At 67.8% G+C, this 14,457-nt stretch carries 9 protein-coding genes; 7 read left to right on the forward strand and 2 right to left on the reverse strand.

The genetic code is table 11. The features are described from left to right. Positions 1–551 precede the first annotated feature (551 nt). The 3 genes from gjpA (ABW16_RS22210) (at position 552) to gjpA (ABW16_RS22220) (ending at position 6,691) form a co-directional block, all read left to right on the forward strand. Positions 552–1,739 carry an outer membrane porin GjpA gene (gene gjpA, locus ABW16_RS22210; protein ID WP_047321372.1) on the forward strand — a complete coding sequence of 396 codons (1,188 nt, stop codon included), beginning with the start codon at positions 552–554 and terminating at the stop codon, positions 1,737–1,739. Between the two features lie 66 nt (positions 1,740–1,805). Then, a complete protein-coding gene (locus ABW16_RS28055; protein WP_052957052.1) occupies positions 1,806–5,183 on the forward strand; it encodes a PGRS repeat-containing protein in 3,378 nt (1,125 codons plus the stop codon). 410 nt (positions 5,184–5,593) lie between these two features. Further along, positions 5,594–6,691 carry an outer membrane porin GjpA gene (gene gjpA / locus ABW16_RS22220; protein WP_131721552.1) on the forward strand — a complete coding sequence of 366 codons (1,098 nt, stop codon included), beginning with the start codon at positions 5,594–5,596 and terminating at the stop codon, positions 6,689–6,691. A gap of 62 nt (positions 6,692–6,753) precedes the next feature. On the opposite strand, the gene ABW16_RS22225 is transcribed toward gjpA (ABW16_RS22220), so the two are convergent. Both ABW16_RS22225 and ABW16_RS22230 read right to left on the reverse strand, forming a co-directional pair. After that, entirely contained in the window at positions 6,754–7,593 is an 840-nt protein-coding gene (locus tag ABW16_RS22225; RefSeq protein WP_047321373.1) for a dienelactone hydrolase family protein, read from the reverse strand. Between the two features lie 39 nt (positions 7,594–7,632). After that, positions 7,633–9,456, reverse strand: coding sequence for a fatty acyl-AMP ligase (locus ABW16_RS22230; RefSeq protein WP_047321374.1), 1,824 nt, complete (start codon positions 9,454–9,456; stop codon positions 7,633–7,635). 283 nt (positions 9,457–9,739) lie between these two features. On the opposite strand from ABW16_RS22230, the gene gjpA (ABW16_RS22235) reads away from it, so the two are divergent. From gjpA (ABW16_RS22235) to ABW16_RS22250, 4 genes are all read left to right on the forward strand, one after another. Next, positions 9,740–10,852: an outer membrane porin GjpA gene (gene gjpA, locus ABW16_RS22235; RefSeq protein ID WP_047321375.1), complete on the forward strand. Its 1,113-nt coding sequence runs from the start codon at positions 9,740–9,742 to the stop codon at positions 10,850–10,852. A gap of 105 nt (positions 10,853–10,957) precedes the next feature. Further along, a complete protein-coding gene (glmS, locus tag ABW16_RS22240) occupies positions 10,958–12,826 on the forward strand; it encodes a glutamine--fructose-6-phosphate transaminase (isomerizing) (RefSeq protein WP_047321376.1) in 1,869 nt (622 codons plus the stop codon). Between the two features lie 63 nt (positions 12,827–12,889). After that, a complete protein-coding gene (locus ABW16_RS22245; protein ID WP_230987219.1) occupies positions 12,890–13,396 on the forward strand; it encodes a cupredoxin domain-containing protein in 507 nt (168 codons plus the stop codon). A 212-nt stretch (positions 13,397–13,608) separates the two neighbouring features. Beyond that, the gene (locus ABW16_RS22250; protein ID WP_047321389.1) at positions 13,609–14,430 is read left to right on the forward strand and encodes a DUF4436 domain-containing protein; all 822 of its coding nucleotides are present in this window, start codon (positions 13,609–13,611) and stop codon (positions 14,428–14,430) included. The last annotated feature ends 27 nt before the right edge of the window (positions 14,431–14,457 follow it).

Consider the following 14,457-nt stretch of genomic DNA (forward strand, 5'->3'; position numbering starts at 1 on the left):
ACACGGCCCCAACCGGAGAACGCATAAGGAAGCTGGGCAGACCAGCGGATACCTTGCGCCCACCACCGGAAAACCAAAATCAAAACCGGTCAGACCGCCAGCCCCGGCTCATCGGTGGATCGAGGCTTAGAGCCAGATATGACCTCGAGAGTCCACTCCAGGGGCTTCTTGCGCACCTGTCTGAACCATTAATCCACCGACGAATCCACGCCGCGAAGCGGACATAAGTTATCGGCCATGAGGATTTCCCCCGGTCCGAGTGCCCGAGGCCCCTCCAATCCCATCTCTCAGTTCATTCACAGCGTGTCGGATAAGTCTACTTACGTGAACGGTTCTTCCGGAGGGCGGGATTCGGATCTTTTAGCGACGACGTGGCAGATAATCGCAGCTCACTGATGGTTATTGGCGGCCGAACCGAGGCGGGGGCCACGTTTGGGGCCGCCGTTGAGGCGCCTCACGTTCCCGGTTGCTTCTAAGTTAAATATTAGATATGTTCCCCGTGGTCCTACCTGCGCCTCAGGGTGCGGCGACAAGTTGTGAGGAGAAATTTGATGCAGCAAGCACTTCGGCCCTACGCCACCGCCGGTGTCGCGATCGTGGGCGCAAGCCTGATCGCTGTCACCCCCGGCGTGACGCCGTCGACCCACACGGCCCTCGCACGTGACTTTGCGTTGACCGCCGACTTCAGCCTCTCCGACCTCACCGACCCGTACGTCGCGGCCTACAACACCGCTCAGGACAACATCGCGCGGATGATGGCCTCTTACGACGCGGCGCCCAACATCGGTTTCACCCAGGCCATGCACAACCTGACCGGCTACATCCAGAGCATGACCGACGACCCGTCGACCATCCCGGCGATGATGAACGCGATCCAGACCGACCTCAAGAACGCGTGGTCGGCGATCACGTTGATGAGCGCCTCGCAGGACACCATCAACGACGTCATCCGCCACACCATGGACAGCAGCTACCTGGCGGGCAACCTGAGCGGTGGCCACGAAATCATCTTCAACCAGGTCCCGGGCTTCCTGCCGGAAGATCAGGCCGCGACGCTCACCCCGATCATCAACTTCCTGGGCTCGCCGATGAGCGCCCTCATGCTCGCCTCGGTGAGTCCCTGGATCGCGCCCTGGGTCGCCTTGGGTAACAGCTGGGACGACATCAGTGAAGCGCTGCGCGACGGTGACACGTCCACCGCGCTGCAGGGCCTGATCAACATCCCGGCGAACATGTTCGACGCCTCGCTCAACGGCGCCACTCTCAACCTGGACAGTCTGTTGCCGTCGATCAACGATGCGGGCTTACTCCCGGGCAACATGGAGATGACCCACCTGGACTTCGCGTTCGGCGGGTGGTTCAGCACCGGCGGGCACGTCACTGCCGACCCGATGCACATCCTGGACGCCGACGGGAACGAGATCGGCCAGGCGCCGGCCTCCGGCGGCTCGATCTTCAACAGCATCGGCTTCGACATCTCCGGCATCCCGGTGGTCGGCAACATCCACGCGCCCAGTGACGCGATCGGGCCCCTCGGTGCCTGGCTGGGTCTGTCCCAGGTCATCGGCTCGCAGCTCGGCTGGGGTTCGTGGAGTGGCAAGGACCCCATCTTCAGCATTCCGGCACCGGAGGGCTACGTCGTCGATGACGGCGGCATCGACGACGGCGGCGCCGGCAGCGCGGTGGCGGACAGCTTCAGCTTCGGCGACCTGTTCGCCGACCTCGGCCTGGCCGGCTGATTCTTCGCCCATTCCCCCAGCAACTTCCACCACTAGCCGAACTTTTCATCAGGAGAGGTATTCGCAATGACTCGTCGTCACACCGGTAGTCAGCCGGGTTCACAAGCTCAGGCCGGACAGCGGCGCGGCCACCGGGCGGTCGGCACCGGCAGCGCGGTCGCAGCGTTCTTGGCGTTCGGGATGGCCCCACTGGCCGGCGCGCCGGAGGCCCAGGCCGACGGCTTCGAGGATCTGTTCGACTTCAGTTGGCTCACCCCGGCCGACGTGACCTCGGACGTAGACCCCGGAATCGCCGCCTTCGATCCCGCTGCCTTCGACATGATCAGCATCATCGACCAGTGGTTCTACACCCCGCTGCACATGGGCATGACCGCCTGGATCGACAGCGACTTCGGCGCGATGGTCAACAACGCCATCAACGAGATTTCCGGGCAATACCTGATCGGTAATGGCGCAGCCGGCACGGAGCTCAACCCCGACGGTGGCGACGGCGGGTTGTGGTTCGGCGATGGTGGTGCCGGCTGGAACAGCGACGTCGACGGCGTAGCCGGCGGCAACGGCGGCGACGCCCTCGGCTGGCTGGGCAACGGCGGCGACGGCGGGGCCGGCGGGTTCGGCGCTGCCGGTGGCGACGGTGGCGCGAGCGCCTGGGGCCTGGGTCACGGCGGCGTCGGCGGTGCCGGCGGTGTGGGCGGCGACGGCGGCGACGGTGGCGCCTCGGTGGCCTGGCTCTTCGGCAACGGCGGCGTCGGCGGTGCCGGTGGCGACGGCGTGGCCGGCAGCTTCGCCAACGGCGGCAACGGCAACGGCACCGCCGGCGGCAACGGTGGTGCCGGCGGACGCGGCGCCTTCAACCTCGGCAACGGCGGCGACGGCGGCAAGGCCGGCGCCGGCGGTAACGGCGCTGCCGGCACCGCCGATCACGTCAACGGTGGCAACGGTGGCGCCGGTGGTGCCGGTGGCGCGGCCGGCAGCAACTTCTGGGAGCAGGGCCACGCGGGCGTTGGGGCCAATGGTGGCGCGGCCGGTAACGGTGGCGAGGGCTTCAAGGACGCAGGCGGCAACTTCCTCGGCAACGGGGGTAATGGCGGCGCCGGTGGTGCCGGCGGCAGCAGCGGTGACCCCATGAGCAGCACCAGCGGCGGTGTGGCCGGTAACGGTGCTGCTGGTGGTTTCGGCGGTGATGGTCTCAAGGGCGGCAACGGTGGCGCCGGCGGCGCTGGCGCCAATGCCGGTGACGGCACGGGTGGCACCGGTGGCGTCGGTGGTGCCGGTGGTGCCGGCGTCACCAACGGTGGTAACGGTGGCGTCGGTGGCGATGCTGGTTCCTCGACCGGATCCCACGCAGGCGCCGCCGGCGGTGACGGTGGTCGCGGCGGTGACGCCAGCGGTGCTGCCAATGTCCAAGGTGTTGCCGGCAACGGCGGCAACGGTGGTGCCGGCGGGGCCGGAGCCAGCGGGCCCGCCGGGGCAGGTGGCAACGGTGGCGCGGGCGGTAACGGTGCCACCGATGACGACACCATCCAAACCTTCGGCGGCAACGGGGGTAACGGCGGCACCGGTGGTACGCCCGGCTCCGGCGTCGGCGGCACCGGGGGTAACGGCGGCGCCGGCGGTAATGGCACCGTGGGCGCCGGCGGCGGTCTGCTCTCCGGCAACCACGCTCAAGGTGGTAACGGCGGTGGCGGCGGGGGTACCGGCCTGACCGGCGCGGGAACCGCCGGCAACGGCGGTGATGGCGGTGCCGGTGGTACCGGCACCGGCTGGCGCGACGTCAACGGCGACCACTTCACCGCCGGCACCGTCTACAGCGTCGGCGGCAACGGCGGTAACGGCGGGGCTGGCCCATCCTCCACGGCCGGTACCGGTGCCACCGGCGGTGACGGCGGCGCCGGCGGCAACGGTGCGGCCACCGGGGTAAGCATCGGCGGTAACGGCGGCAATGGCGGCAGCAGTGCGGTCGGTGTCGGCGGTGCCGGCGGTAACGGCGGCAATGGCACCGCCGGCGGCGGAAACGGCGGCAATGGTGCTACCGGCGGCGCCGGTTCGGCCGGCGGCGCGGGTGGTAACGGCGGCAACAGCGCCGGAACTGCGGTACCGACCAACAACGTCGGGGTCGCACCCAGTCACGCCGGTAACGGCGGTAACGGCGGTACCGGCGGCGCCAACGGGATCGGCGGTGCCGGCGGCAACGGCGGTAACGGCGCCCTCGCGGTCAACGGCGGCAACGGCGGCAACGGTGGCACTGGCGGTGCGGGCGCCGCCGGCGGTACCGGTGGCAACGGTGGCACGGCGGATGCCGGTAACGGTGGTAACGGTGGCAACGGTGGAGTCGGCGGCACGGGTAGCACCGGCGCCGCGGGTGCAACCGGCGCGACCGCTACCGACACCGAGGCCGGCACGGCTGGTGGCAACGGTGGCAACGGATCCGCCGGTGGAGCGGGTGGCACCGGTGGTAACGGCGGCACCTCGAACACCGGCAACGGCGGTAACGGTGGCGCCGCGGGCAAGGGCGGGAACGGCGGGACCGGCGGTGCCGGCGGGACCGGTGGCGTGGACAACGCCGGAAACGGCCTGGCCGGCGGAACCGGCGGTGACGGTGGTGCCGGCGGCGCCGCGGGAACCGCGGGCAGCGGCGGCGCCAGCACCAGCGGAACCGCAGGCAACACCGGCGCCGGTGCGCTGGACGGCAATGGCGGCACTGGTGGCAAGGGCGGCTCCGGTGGAGCCGGAGCTGCCGGCACCGCCGGAAGCACCTCCGAGACCGCCGCAGGCGGCAACGGCACCACCGGTGGCAACGGTGGTGCCGCAGGACAAGGCGGTAACGGCGGCACCTCGGGCACCGGTAACGGCGGTGCCGGCGGGGCCGGCGGCACTGGTGGCGCCGGCGGCGTCGGTGGCGCCGGCGGGGCTGGTGGCGCCGACGCCAGCGGCAACGGCCTGGACGGTGGGAGCGGCGGGCTCGGCGGCAACGGCGGTGTTGCCGGCTCCGGTGGCCACGGCGGCGCGAGCACCTCTGGCACCAACGGCGGCAACGGCGCCGGTGGTGTGGGCGGTGCCGGCGGCAAGGGCGGCGTCGGCGGTGCCGGCGGTGCGGCGAGCGGTGCCGGGCATACCGCCGGCGACGGTGGTACCGCCGGTGCCGGCGGCAATGGCGGCACCGGTGGCGCGGGCACCGATGGCAGCGCCGGTGGCAAGGGTGGCGCTGGTGCAGCCGGCGGGGTCGGTGGAGCCGGTGGTGCCGGCACCGATGGGGCCGCTGGCGGCAACGGTGCCAACGGTGGCCACGGCGGCAACGGCGGCACCGGTGGCGCGAGCACCGGGACTCCCGGCGCCGGCGGGGCACTCGGCAAGGGTGGCGCCGGCGGCGCGGCTGGTACCGGTACGCCGGATGGAACCGGTGGTACGGCCGGCGCCGACGGCACAGCGGGCGCGGCCGGCTAGACGCCAACGGACAATGGCAACGGCCGTCGAGTCTGAAAGGACTCGGCGGCCGTTGCCATTCCTGCAGACGCGGAGCCCGGGTGCGAATGCCAACCGAGCCCGTGGATTCGAAACTAAAAGCCTCAGCATTCCCTCATGGGAGAAGGGTTTTCATCAAAACGGACAGTCCGTCGCAAAATATAATCTGACGGACACGTCAATAGGTGTGGAACCGCTGAAAACCTGGTGTGAGCTGTAGTTATCCGGAAACTATTGGTGTATAGGGGGTCGAAGTTCCGGGGTCTCCCGCTCGATTTCGGCGAATTTTCTCGATCTGTACATCCGCATCGTTTCTCAGCCTAATGTCAGTTATGTTGCATGAATTGGTATGGCGCCTAAGGGGCGCGCACTGAAAATTTGAGGAGATGTCGATGCACCAATCACTTCGTCCCTACGTCACAGCGGGTGTAGCGGTGCTGGGCGCCAGCACGATCGCTGTCACTCCCGTGGTCGCCGCTTCGGCCGTCGAGCATTCCCCCGCGCTGCGGCTCACCGCCGGCGAGGGCTTCTTCGGCGCCTGGCAGGACGTCTTCAACACCGCGTCCGCCAATGCCACGCAGCTCGCCAACAACTTCCTGATCGCCCCCGAAGTGGGGCTGCAGCAGTTCATCGTCAACCAGCAAGCCCTCTGGGGGGAAGTCTCCGACGGCACCAAGACCATCCAGGACGCGCTCACTGAGATTCAGGGCAACTTCCAGATGCTGGGGTCGGCGCTGACGCTGAACGTCGACACGTCCGAGGACGCCGGCAAGGCCATCTGGGATGCGGTGACCCCGCATACCCTCGACGGGTTGCGCGGCCTCATGGTCAGCCTGTTGCCCGGCTTCCTGCCCGAAGACTCCGGGATCGACCCCGATCAGGTGACCGACATTCTGCAGTTCCTGTCGTCGCCGTTGAGCGCCATGCTGATCGGGTCTCTGGGGCCGTCTATCAGCCCGCTGGTGGCATTGGTCAACAGCGTCACCGACGTCTCCAATGCGCTGAACGGTGACACCCCGGACTTCGAGGCGGCGTTCAACGATCTACTCAATATTCCCGCCAATATGGTCAACGGATTCCTCAACGGCGCCGACCTGAATCTCGATGCGCTGGTGCCGACCATCAACGACGCGGGCCTGCTGCCGGAGGGCATGGAGCTCACCGCGCTCGACTTTGCGTTTGGTGGGCTATTGAGCCCCGGCATCGCGGGCGGGGCCGGCGACCAGGGCACCTACACTTTCGCCGACGGCACCACGGTGGACCCGGTGGGCGGGTCGATCTTCAACAGCTTGGGTCTGACGCTCACCGGTGTCCCGATCCTTGACACGCTGACCCTCGACAGCGTGCCCATCGGTCCGATCGCGGCGATGGAGCAGTGGTCGCAGGTCATGGGGGTGCTGCTCGGCGATAACTGGGATGGCAAGGGCGCCGAGCAGATTCCGCCTCTTTTCGGGCTCGACCCGATCGGCGACATGTTGTCCGACGTCTAGACACACCACAGCGGTTGCGGCCGTCGGGTTCCCGCCAGGCGGCCGCGATCGCTTCCAGCGCGCTACTTGAACAGCGCGGCGATCTTCTCTTCCGGGCCCACCGGCTCCGGCAGCGCGTCGAGCGCCTCGGTCCGGGGCAGGGCCACCTGCGGGTTGGCGAAGTCTCGGAACGTCTTGTCGCCCACCAGTTGCGCCAGCAGGTATCCGGCCAGCAGGGTCCGCACCCGCCGCTGGGTGCGCCGGTCCGAGGTCGGCAAGCCGAAGAATCCGGTCAGCCGGCGGCCCTGCGGCAAACCGGCCGGCGACACCTTGTCGATCACTCGCAGCGTGGAAAGCTGCCACGCATGCGCCAGCTCGATCGCGTTGGAACGCAATGCTTTCGGATCGTCGGGGCTGCTGAACACCACGCCCGGCACGTCCAGCGTCAACGCCGCCTGCTCGGCGGGCGGTGTGGTGACGGTCGGAAAAATCGCTGCCACCGCTTTGGGTTTGACAGACAACGTGGTCGCAGCGAATACCGCAGCCGAACCGCCGAAGCCGTGACCGGCCACCGCGAGTCGGTCGCGGTCGACGCTGATCCGGCCCGGCCCCAACCGGACATCGGTGGCAATTTCCAGGGCGCGGCCCAGGTCAGCGGCCAGGTCCAGCACCGACGGAGCCAGCCCCCGCCCGGTGTCGGGCGCCGCCGCCACGATGCCCCAGGAAGCCAGGTGCTCCAGCAATCCGGCGTACCGATCGGCCCCGGTCAGCCAGTCGTGGCCGAAGGCCACCGCAGGAAGGCGGTAGCCGGACTGTGGGGTGTACACCACTCCGGCCAGGCCGGCGTAGGCCAGATCCCCGCGTAGGACGCGATGCGGGCCGGGTCGGGTCAACGCGGCGTAAAGGCGCTTGATGCTGGCCATCCGATGACGGTAACGCACGCCGGAGCGGACGTTGAGCTCTCAGCCCTGCCGTGCCTTCCAGTACTGCAGCGCCACCGCCCGCTGGGCTGCGGCGGCGGTCTGGGCCGCCGCCATGGGCCCAGCGGGACCGGCGCCGGAGTCCTGCGCCGCCCGCCATTGCGCCAGTGCGGTGAACTCTCCGTCGAGGAACTTCTGCCGAGCGGCCTGTCGTTGGATCTTGCCGCTGGAGGTGGTCGGGATCGAGCCCGGCTCAACCAGAACGACGGCGTGTGCCCCGATTCCGTGGTGGCGGGCGATAGCCGCGTTGATCGCGTCCAGCACGCCGGTGGCGTCACCGGCCGATCGGACCTCTTGTACCACCACGAGTTGTTCCCCGGCACCGGGTTTCGGCGCCACCGAGAAGGCCGCACCGCGGCCGGACAGCAGCGCCGGATGGCTGCCCTGCACCGTCTTTTCGATGTCGTTGGGGTAGTAGTTGTTGCCGCGGAGAATGATCAGGTCTTTGCAGCGTCCGGTGATGAACACCTCGCCTTCTCGCAGGAAGCCCAGATCCCCGGTGCGCAGGAAGGGCCCTTCGCCGGTCTCGGCCAGGTATGCGCCGAACGTCTGCTCGGTGTCCTCCGGTTTGCCCCGGTAACCGTGGGCCACGCACGGACCCGAAATCCAGATCTCGCCGATCTGCTCGGCGTCGCGGCGCCGGCGAGTCTCCGGGTCGGCGATCACGATCTGCTGACCGCCTCGGGGGCGACCGCACCCCACCAGCTCCACGACACCGGGATCGTCGTCGGCGGCGTCGGTGATTTCGACGACCCGATCTTCGCCCAGCGCCTTGCGGTCGATGTGTCGGACCACCGGCGCGGCGGCGTCCGATCCACCCGAGACCAGCAGGGTGGCCTCGGCCAAGCCGTACACCGGTAGGAAAGCCTCCGGCCGGAATCCGGCGGGCGCGAAAGCCTCGGCGAAGGCGCGCAGGGTGCTGGCCTGTACCGGCTCGGCGCCGTTCATCGCGGTCGACCATTGCGACAGGTCCAGCGCCGCGCGCTCCTCGGCGGTGCTGCGTTCGACGCAGAGCTGGTAGGCGAAATTCGGTGCGGTGGCGATGGTGGCGCGGTATCGGGACATGGCCTCCAGCCAGCGCATCGGGCGGGTGATGAAGCCTGCCGGCGACATCAGCACCGTGGTGCCGCCGACGTACACGCTCTGCAGGATGCCGCCGATCAAGCCCATGTCGTGGTGTTGGGGCAGCCAGCACACCGCGACTTTCTGGTCGTCGCCGCCCCACGCCTCGTGGATCGCAACCAGGTTCGCCAGTAGGTTGCCGTGCGTCACCACGACGCCCTTGGGTGCCCTGGTAGAGCCGGAGGTGTATTGCAGGGTGGCGGTGGTGTCGCCGTCGATGTCTGGCGGTTCCCAGCTGTCCGGGTCCGCGCCGGGATCCTCTGGGGCCAGCCACCGCAGGGGGCGCCTGGTCATACCGTCGACCTGTGCCTTGATCCTGTCTTGCGTGGTGGCGTCCGCCAGGGCGAAACCGGCTCGCGCGTCGGGGGCGATCAGCGTCAGCCGCCCGAGCCGGTCCTGCACCGGCACGGCAACCGCGCCGGCATAGAGGCAGCCGAAGTAGGCCGCGACGCTGTCGAGACCCGGCCGGCAGACGACAAGCACACGACGTCCCGCCGCTCCCTGTTGTTGCAGATCCGCCGCGATCGCCCGTGCGCTGCGGTCGAGTTCGGCGTAGGTCAGCTGACTGTGTTCCTCCAGGCCATCCGGGGCGAACACGAACGCGACTTTGTCCCGATAGCGGTCTGCCTGCTGACGCAGCAGTTCCACCAGGGTGCGTGCGGTGGCTGGGCTGTCCTCTGGCATGTCGTCACCTAGACCGTCGTTTCCTGGCCGACCCCGCCGCGGTCGTCGCGCGGACTCCCAACATAACCGCTGTGGGCCCGAGCCGAGCTGAGTTAGCTGCGACGTTCTGGGAGCAGCCCAAGAAATCAGATGCCCGAAAAGCCCGCGTCGGTGGTGAAACAGCCCACCACGATGCCGGAAATCTGGGACCGAGGCCTTGTGTCACAGCTTTCTATTATCTATGATCTTAGTCACACTCAGTTTTTTCCACTGTCACGACACTGGATGTTGAGGAGTTGGTCAAATGAATCCGACATTGCGTCCCTTTGTCACCGCCGGCGTTGCGCTGGTAGGCGCCGGTCTGATCACTGTCACGCCGGTGGCCACGCCCATGATCGAGGCGCACGCGATGCATGACGTCGCTCTGACCGCCGACCTCGATTTCACCGGAGCGTGGGCCGACGCCTTCAATACCGCGGAAGTCAACTTCGAGCACCTGCAGACCGCGATGCAGGACGCCAACAGCGCACTGAGCGACGCGCTGAGCAACGCCGATCTGAGCAACCTGGACTTCGAGCAGCTGGGTGCCGCCCTGACGTTCCTGGGTGGCGACCAGAAGGGCTTCCTTAACCCGCTGGCTGAATTTACGACGAGCCTCCCCTCGGGCGACGGCGGGATTGGGAGCCCAGGCTTCTTCCTGGGCAACTTCTTGCTCTACGGCCTGCTCAGCAACCAAGGGGAAGCCTTGGCTCCCGGGCTCATTCCGGCAATTCCCGACCCGATCCCGGAGATCGTCCAAGTCCTAACCTCGCCGCTGTCCGGTGTGCTGATCGGCGCCCTGGGGCCGTCCCTGTCGCCGCTGGTGGCGCTGATCAACAGCATCGAAGCCATCAGCGCCAATCTCGGCGGCGACAACCCAGACACCACGGCAGCGTTGCAGGAGCTGATCAACATCCCGGCCAACATGTTCAACGGCCTACTCAACGGCGCCACGCTCAACCTGGATTTCCTGATCCCGACGGTCACCGAAGCCGGCCTGCTGCCGGAGGGCGTTGACATTTCCGGCCTGAGCTTCGCCTTCGGCGGGCTGCTGTCCCCGGGAGAAGTCGGTGGCACTCTGGATGCGTTGAGCGCGGAAGAACTCCCTCCGCCCATCTACGGTGGCGGCTCGATCCTCAACGCGCTCGGTATCACCGTTTCGGTCACCGATCCGCTCACCCTCGACCTGACATTCGGCCCGGGTCAGGGGGTCGGGTTGACCGGCGCGCTAGCCGGCTTGGAGCAGGTGCTCGCATTGCTGCTCAGCGGCAACTTGGACTTCGACGGGCCGCCTCCCGAGCCTGTCCCGGATCCTGGGGCTGCTAGCGACTTCGACTTCGGAGCCCTGTTGGCCGACCTGTTCGGTGGGTCGCAGTAACGATCTGAGGAGATCGCGTGCGCCGGTCTGGCGGCGGCGTGCATAGCCGCCGCTGACCTGCGCGATTGCCCGGTGTGGGCTGCTGGTGCACTACCCTGAACAGCTATGTGTGGAATCGTCGGCTACGTCGGGCAACGGCCTGCTCGCGACGTGGTCGTCGAGGCCCTGCGCCGCATGGAATACCGCGGTTACGACTCCGCTGGAATCGCCGTCGTCGACGGGATCGGGCAGCTGACCGTCCGGCGCCGTGCCGGCCGGTTGGCCAACTTGGAAGCCGAACTGGCCGCGACCGATCCCGCGCTGCTGGTCGGGGGCACCGGCCTGGGCCATACCCGTTGGGCCACCCACGGCCGTCCCACCGACCACAACGCCCACCCGCACCGCGACGCGGCCGGCAAGTTCGCCGTGGTGCACAACGGGATCATCGAGAACTTCGCCGTGCTGCGCGACGAGCTGGAACGCGCCGGGGTGGAGTTCACCAGCGAGACCGACAGCGAGGTGACCGTCCACCTGCTGGCGCGCCAGTACCGCGACGGCGACACCGCCGGGGACTTCGTGGCCTCGGCGCTGGCGGTGCTGCGCCGGCTCGAGGGTCACTTCACCGTGGTGTTCGCCCACGCCGACGAGCCGGGCACGATCGTGGCGGCGCGTCGGTCCACCCCGCTGGTGGTCGGGATCGGTGACGGCGAGATGTTCCTGGGCTCGGATGTGGCGGCGTTCATCCCCTTCACCCGCGAAGCCGTCGAGCTGGGGCAGGACCAGGCCGTGGTCATCACCGCCGACAGCTACCGCATCACCGACTTCCACGGCAACGATGACGCCGCCAACGCCAGGCGTTTTCACATCGACTGGGACCTGTCGGCCGCCGAGAAGGGCGGCTACGAGTACTTCATGCTCAAAGAGATCGCCGAGCAGCCCACCGCGGTGGCCGAGACGCTGTTGGGGCACTTCGAGGACGGCCGGATCGTGCTCGACGAGCAGCGCTTGAGCGACCAGGAGCTGCGCGAGATCGACAAGGTGTTCGTCGTGGCGTGCGGCACCGCGTACCACTCCGGCCTGTTGGCCAAGTACGCGATCGAGCACTGGACGCGGCTGCCGGTGGAAGTCGAACTGGCCAGCGAGTTCCGTTACCGCGACCCGGTGCTGGACCGCAGCACCCTGGTGGTGGCGATCAGCCAGTCCGGCGAAACCGCCGACACCCTGGAGGCTGTTCGGCACGCCAAGGAGCAGAAGGCCAAGGTGCTCGCGGTCTGCAACACCAACGGCTCGCAGATCCCGCGCGAGTGCGACGCGGTGCTCTACACCCGTGCCGGGCCGGAGATCGGTGTCGCGTCCACGAAGACGTTCCTGGCCCAGATCACCGCGAACTACCTGGTCGGCCTGGCGCTGGCGCAAGCCCGGGGCACCAAGTACCCCGACGAGGTCGAGCACGAGTACCGCCAACTGGAGGCGATGCCCGACCTGGTGTCGCATGTGCTGGCAGGCATCGACTCGGTCGCCGAGTTGGCCCGGCAGTTCGCGTCGTCGAGCGCGGTTCTCTTTCTCGGCCGCCACGTCGGCTACCCGGTGGCGCTGGAAGGCGCGCTCAAGCTCAAAGAACTCGCGTACATGCACGCCGAAGGTTTTGCCGCCGGTGAACTCAAGCACGGTCCGATCGCCCTGATCGAGGATGACCTGCCGGTGATCGTCGTGATGCCTTCGCCGAAGAACGCGGCGATGTTGCACTCCAAGCTGCTCTCCAACATTCGCGAGATCCAGGCCCGCGGTGCCGTCACCATCGTGATCGCCGAAGAGGGCGACGAGACGGTGCGCCCCTACGCCGACCACTTGATCGAAATCCCTGCGGTGTCAACGCTGTACCAGCCGCTGCTGTCGACCATCCCCCTGCAGGTGTTTGCTGCCGGGGTGGCGCAGGCCCGCGGCTACGACGTGGACAAGCCGCGCAACCTGGCCAAGTCAGTCACCGTCGAGTAGCGGGAGCCTTCAGTGCGACAATTGTTGGCGGTGGTGTGCGCCGCGATAGCTGTGTTTACCCAGGTGCCGAATGCTGTTGCGGCGAACGAGGTTCCCGACCTCGATCCGCTCTTCGACGACAGCGGACCGCTGCCCGGCTCGGTCGGTGACCTGACCGGAATCCCGGATCTGGCGTTCACCACCCCGTCGGGCCTGGCCTGCCGAAAGAGTCGCGGCAAAGTGACGCACAGTGTGGCCTGTGCCGGGAATCTCGTTGGCGCCCCGGCGGGAACCCGCAGCGTCAGCCTTGGGACCGTCTATGCCGACGGCAACGGCCCGGCGCAGTTCATGCCGATGGCGCCCGCCGGGCTCCTCGGCGATCCCGCAAAGGTTCCGTCGATCATGTTGGCGCCCGGCCACAAGATCGTGTTCTGGGATTTCTCGCCCACCGAATCGCTGGTCTGCGGTGCACCGATGGGCACCGAGGTGGCCTGCGTGCTCAAGGCCGCGCGCGAGAGCGGCGGCAAGAGCGGTGGCCCGGCGGTGACCCACGGATTCGTCATTTCGGCGCCGCACAGCGAAGTCTTCTAGTTAGCCACAGATTCCCGGCAGCGCCGAAAACTGGTTGCGGCCGCTCGATTATGTCGCTCGTGCGTCGAAAACTTGGCGGTGAACGCGGCGGCGATGAGACGATGCAACGGTTGCTTTTGACCACCAATCTGACCGCGTGAGGGAGAGCAGTCTTGTCCAACGATGCTCCTGCTGTTCACATCAACCGGCCCAGGCTGCTTCTGATCCTCGGCATGACGGTCTTCTTCGTCGCGTCCTACCTCGTCACCGTTGCGCTGTATGAGCGTGCGGGGTGTGGATGCCCACGTCACCTCACCGAAGGTCTGGCGTCGGCCGATGGAACCACGGTGACCATCGACATCGAGGATCTTCAGACGGTGAAGGGCACATTGACCGGCAAGGTGACCATCACCCCGGGGGCGGCGCTGCTCGATCCGGTCAGGCACGGACTCACCGAAGATCTGAGCATCGCGGTGCACTCCGCGGTCACGCCCACGAAGCGCACCTGGACCAAGGGCATGGTGCCCGGTGAGTTCCCGGTCCCCTTGACCATCTCCGGCAACTCGGCCAAGTGGCCGTTCGATCACTATCAGACCGGGCCGATCACCGTCGACGTCGTCCGCGGGAACGCCACGATGCCGGAACGGATGTCGGTGACGTTCGTCGACCACATCGCCGGCTGGAAGAACGAGATCGCCAGCGACCGCGACGACGGCGGACCGTACCGGATCGCACTGCACCGCTCGCCGAGCACGATCGCTTTCGGTGCCGTGATCGTGGGTGTCCTGATCTCCTTGGCGCTGGTGGGCGTCATCGTCGCGAACCTGACCTTCCTGGGCTGGCGCAAATTCCAGCCGCCGATGACGACCTGGTATGCGGCAATGCTTTTCGCGGTGGTCCCGCTGAGAAACGCACTACCTGATGCTCCGCCGATCGGATCCTGGATCGACGTCACGGTCACACTCTGGGTGATCGTCGCGCTGGTGATGGCGATGATGGTCTTCATCTTCTGCTGGTGGCGCGACCTGAAACCCGAGCCCGACACATCGGCCTGACAAGCTGCGCGGCAGTACGGTGAGCGG

The sequence above is a fragment of the Mycolicibacter heraklionensis genome (assembly GCF_001021505.1).
In the GTDB taxonomy this organism is placed as follows: domain Bacteria; phylum Actinomycetota; class Actinomycetes; order Mycobacteriales; family Mycobacteriaceae; genus Mycobacterium; species Mycobacterium heraklionense.

Bases quoted from the DNA above. Each gene is read 5' to 3' on its own strand.
- gjpA (WP_047321372.1), top strand. From the start codon at position 552: ATGCAGCAAGCACTTCGGCCCTACGCCACCGCCGGTGTCGCGATCGTG.
- ABW16_RS28055 (WP_052957052.1), top strand. From the start codon at position 1,806: ATGACTCGTCGTCACACCGGTAGTCAGCCGGGTTCACAAGCTCAGGCC.
- gjpA (WP_131721552.1), top strand. From the start codon at position 5,594: ATGCACCAATCACTTCGTCCCTACGTCACAGCGGGTGTAGCGGTGCTG.
- ABW16_RS22225 (WP_047321373.1), bottom strand. From the start codon at position 7,593: ATGGCCAGCATCAAGCGCCTTTACGCCGCGTTGACCCGACCCGGCCCG.
- ABW16_RS22230 (WP_047321374.1), bottom strand. From the start codon at position 9,456: ATGCCAGAGGACAGCCCAGCCACCGCACGCACCCTGGTGGAACTGCTG.
- gjpA (WP_047321375.1), top strand. From the start codon at position 9,740: ATGAATCCGACATTGCGTCCCTTTGTCACCGCCGGCGTTGCGCTGGTA.
- glmS (WP_047321376.1), top strand. From the start codon at position 10,958: ATGTGTGGAATCGTCGGCTACGTCGGGCAACGGCCTGCTCGCGACGTG.
- ABW16_RS22250 (WP_047321389.1), top strand. From the start codon at position 13,609: ATGACGGTCTTCTTCGTCGCGTCCTACCTCGTCACCGTTGCGCTGTAT.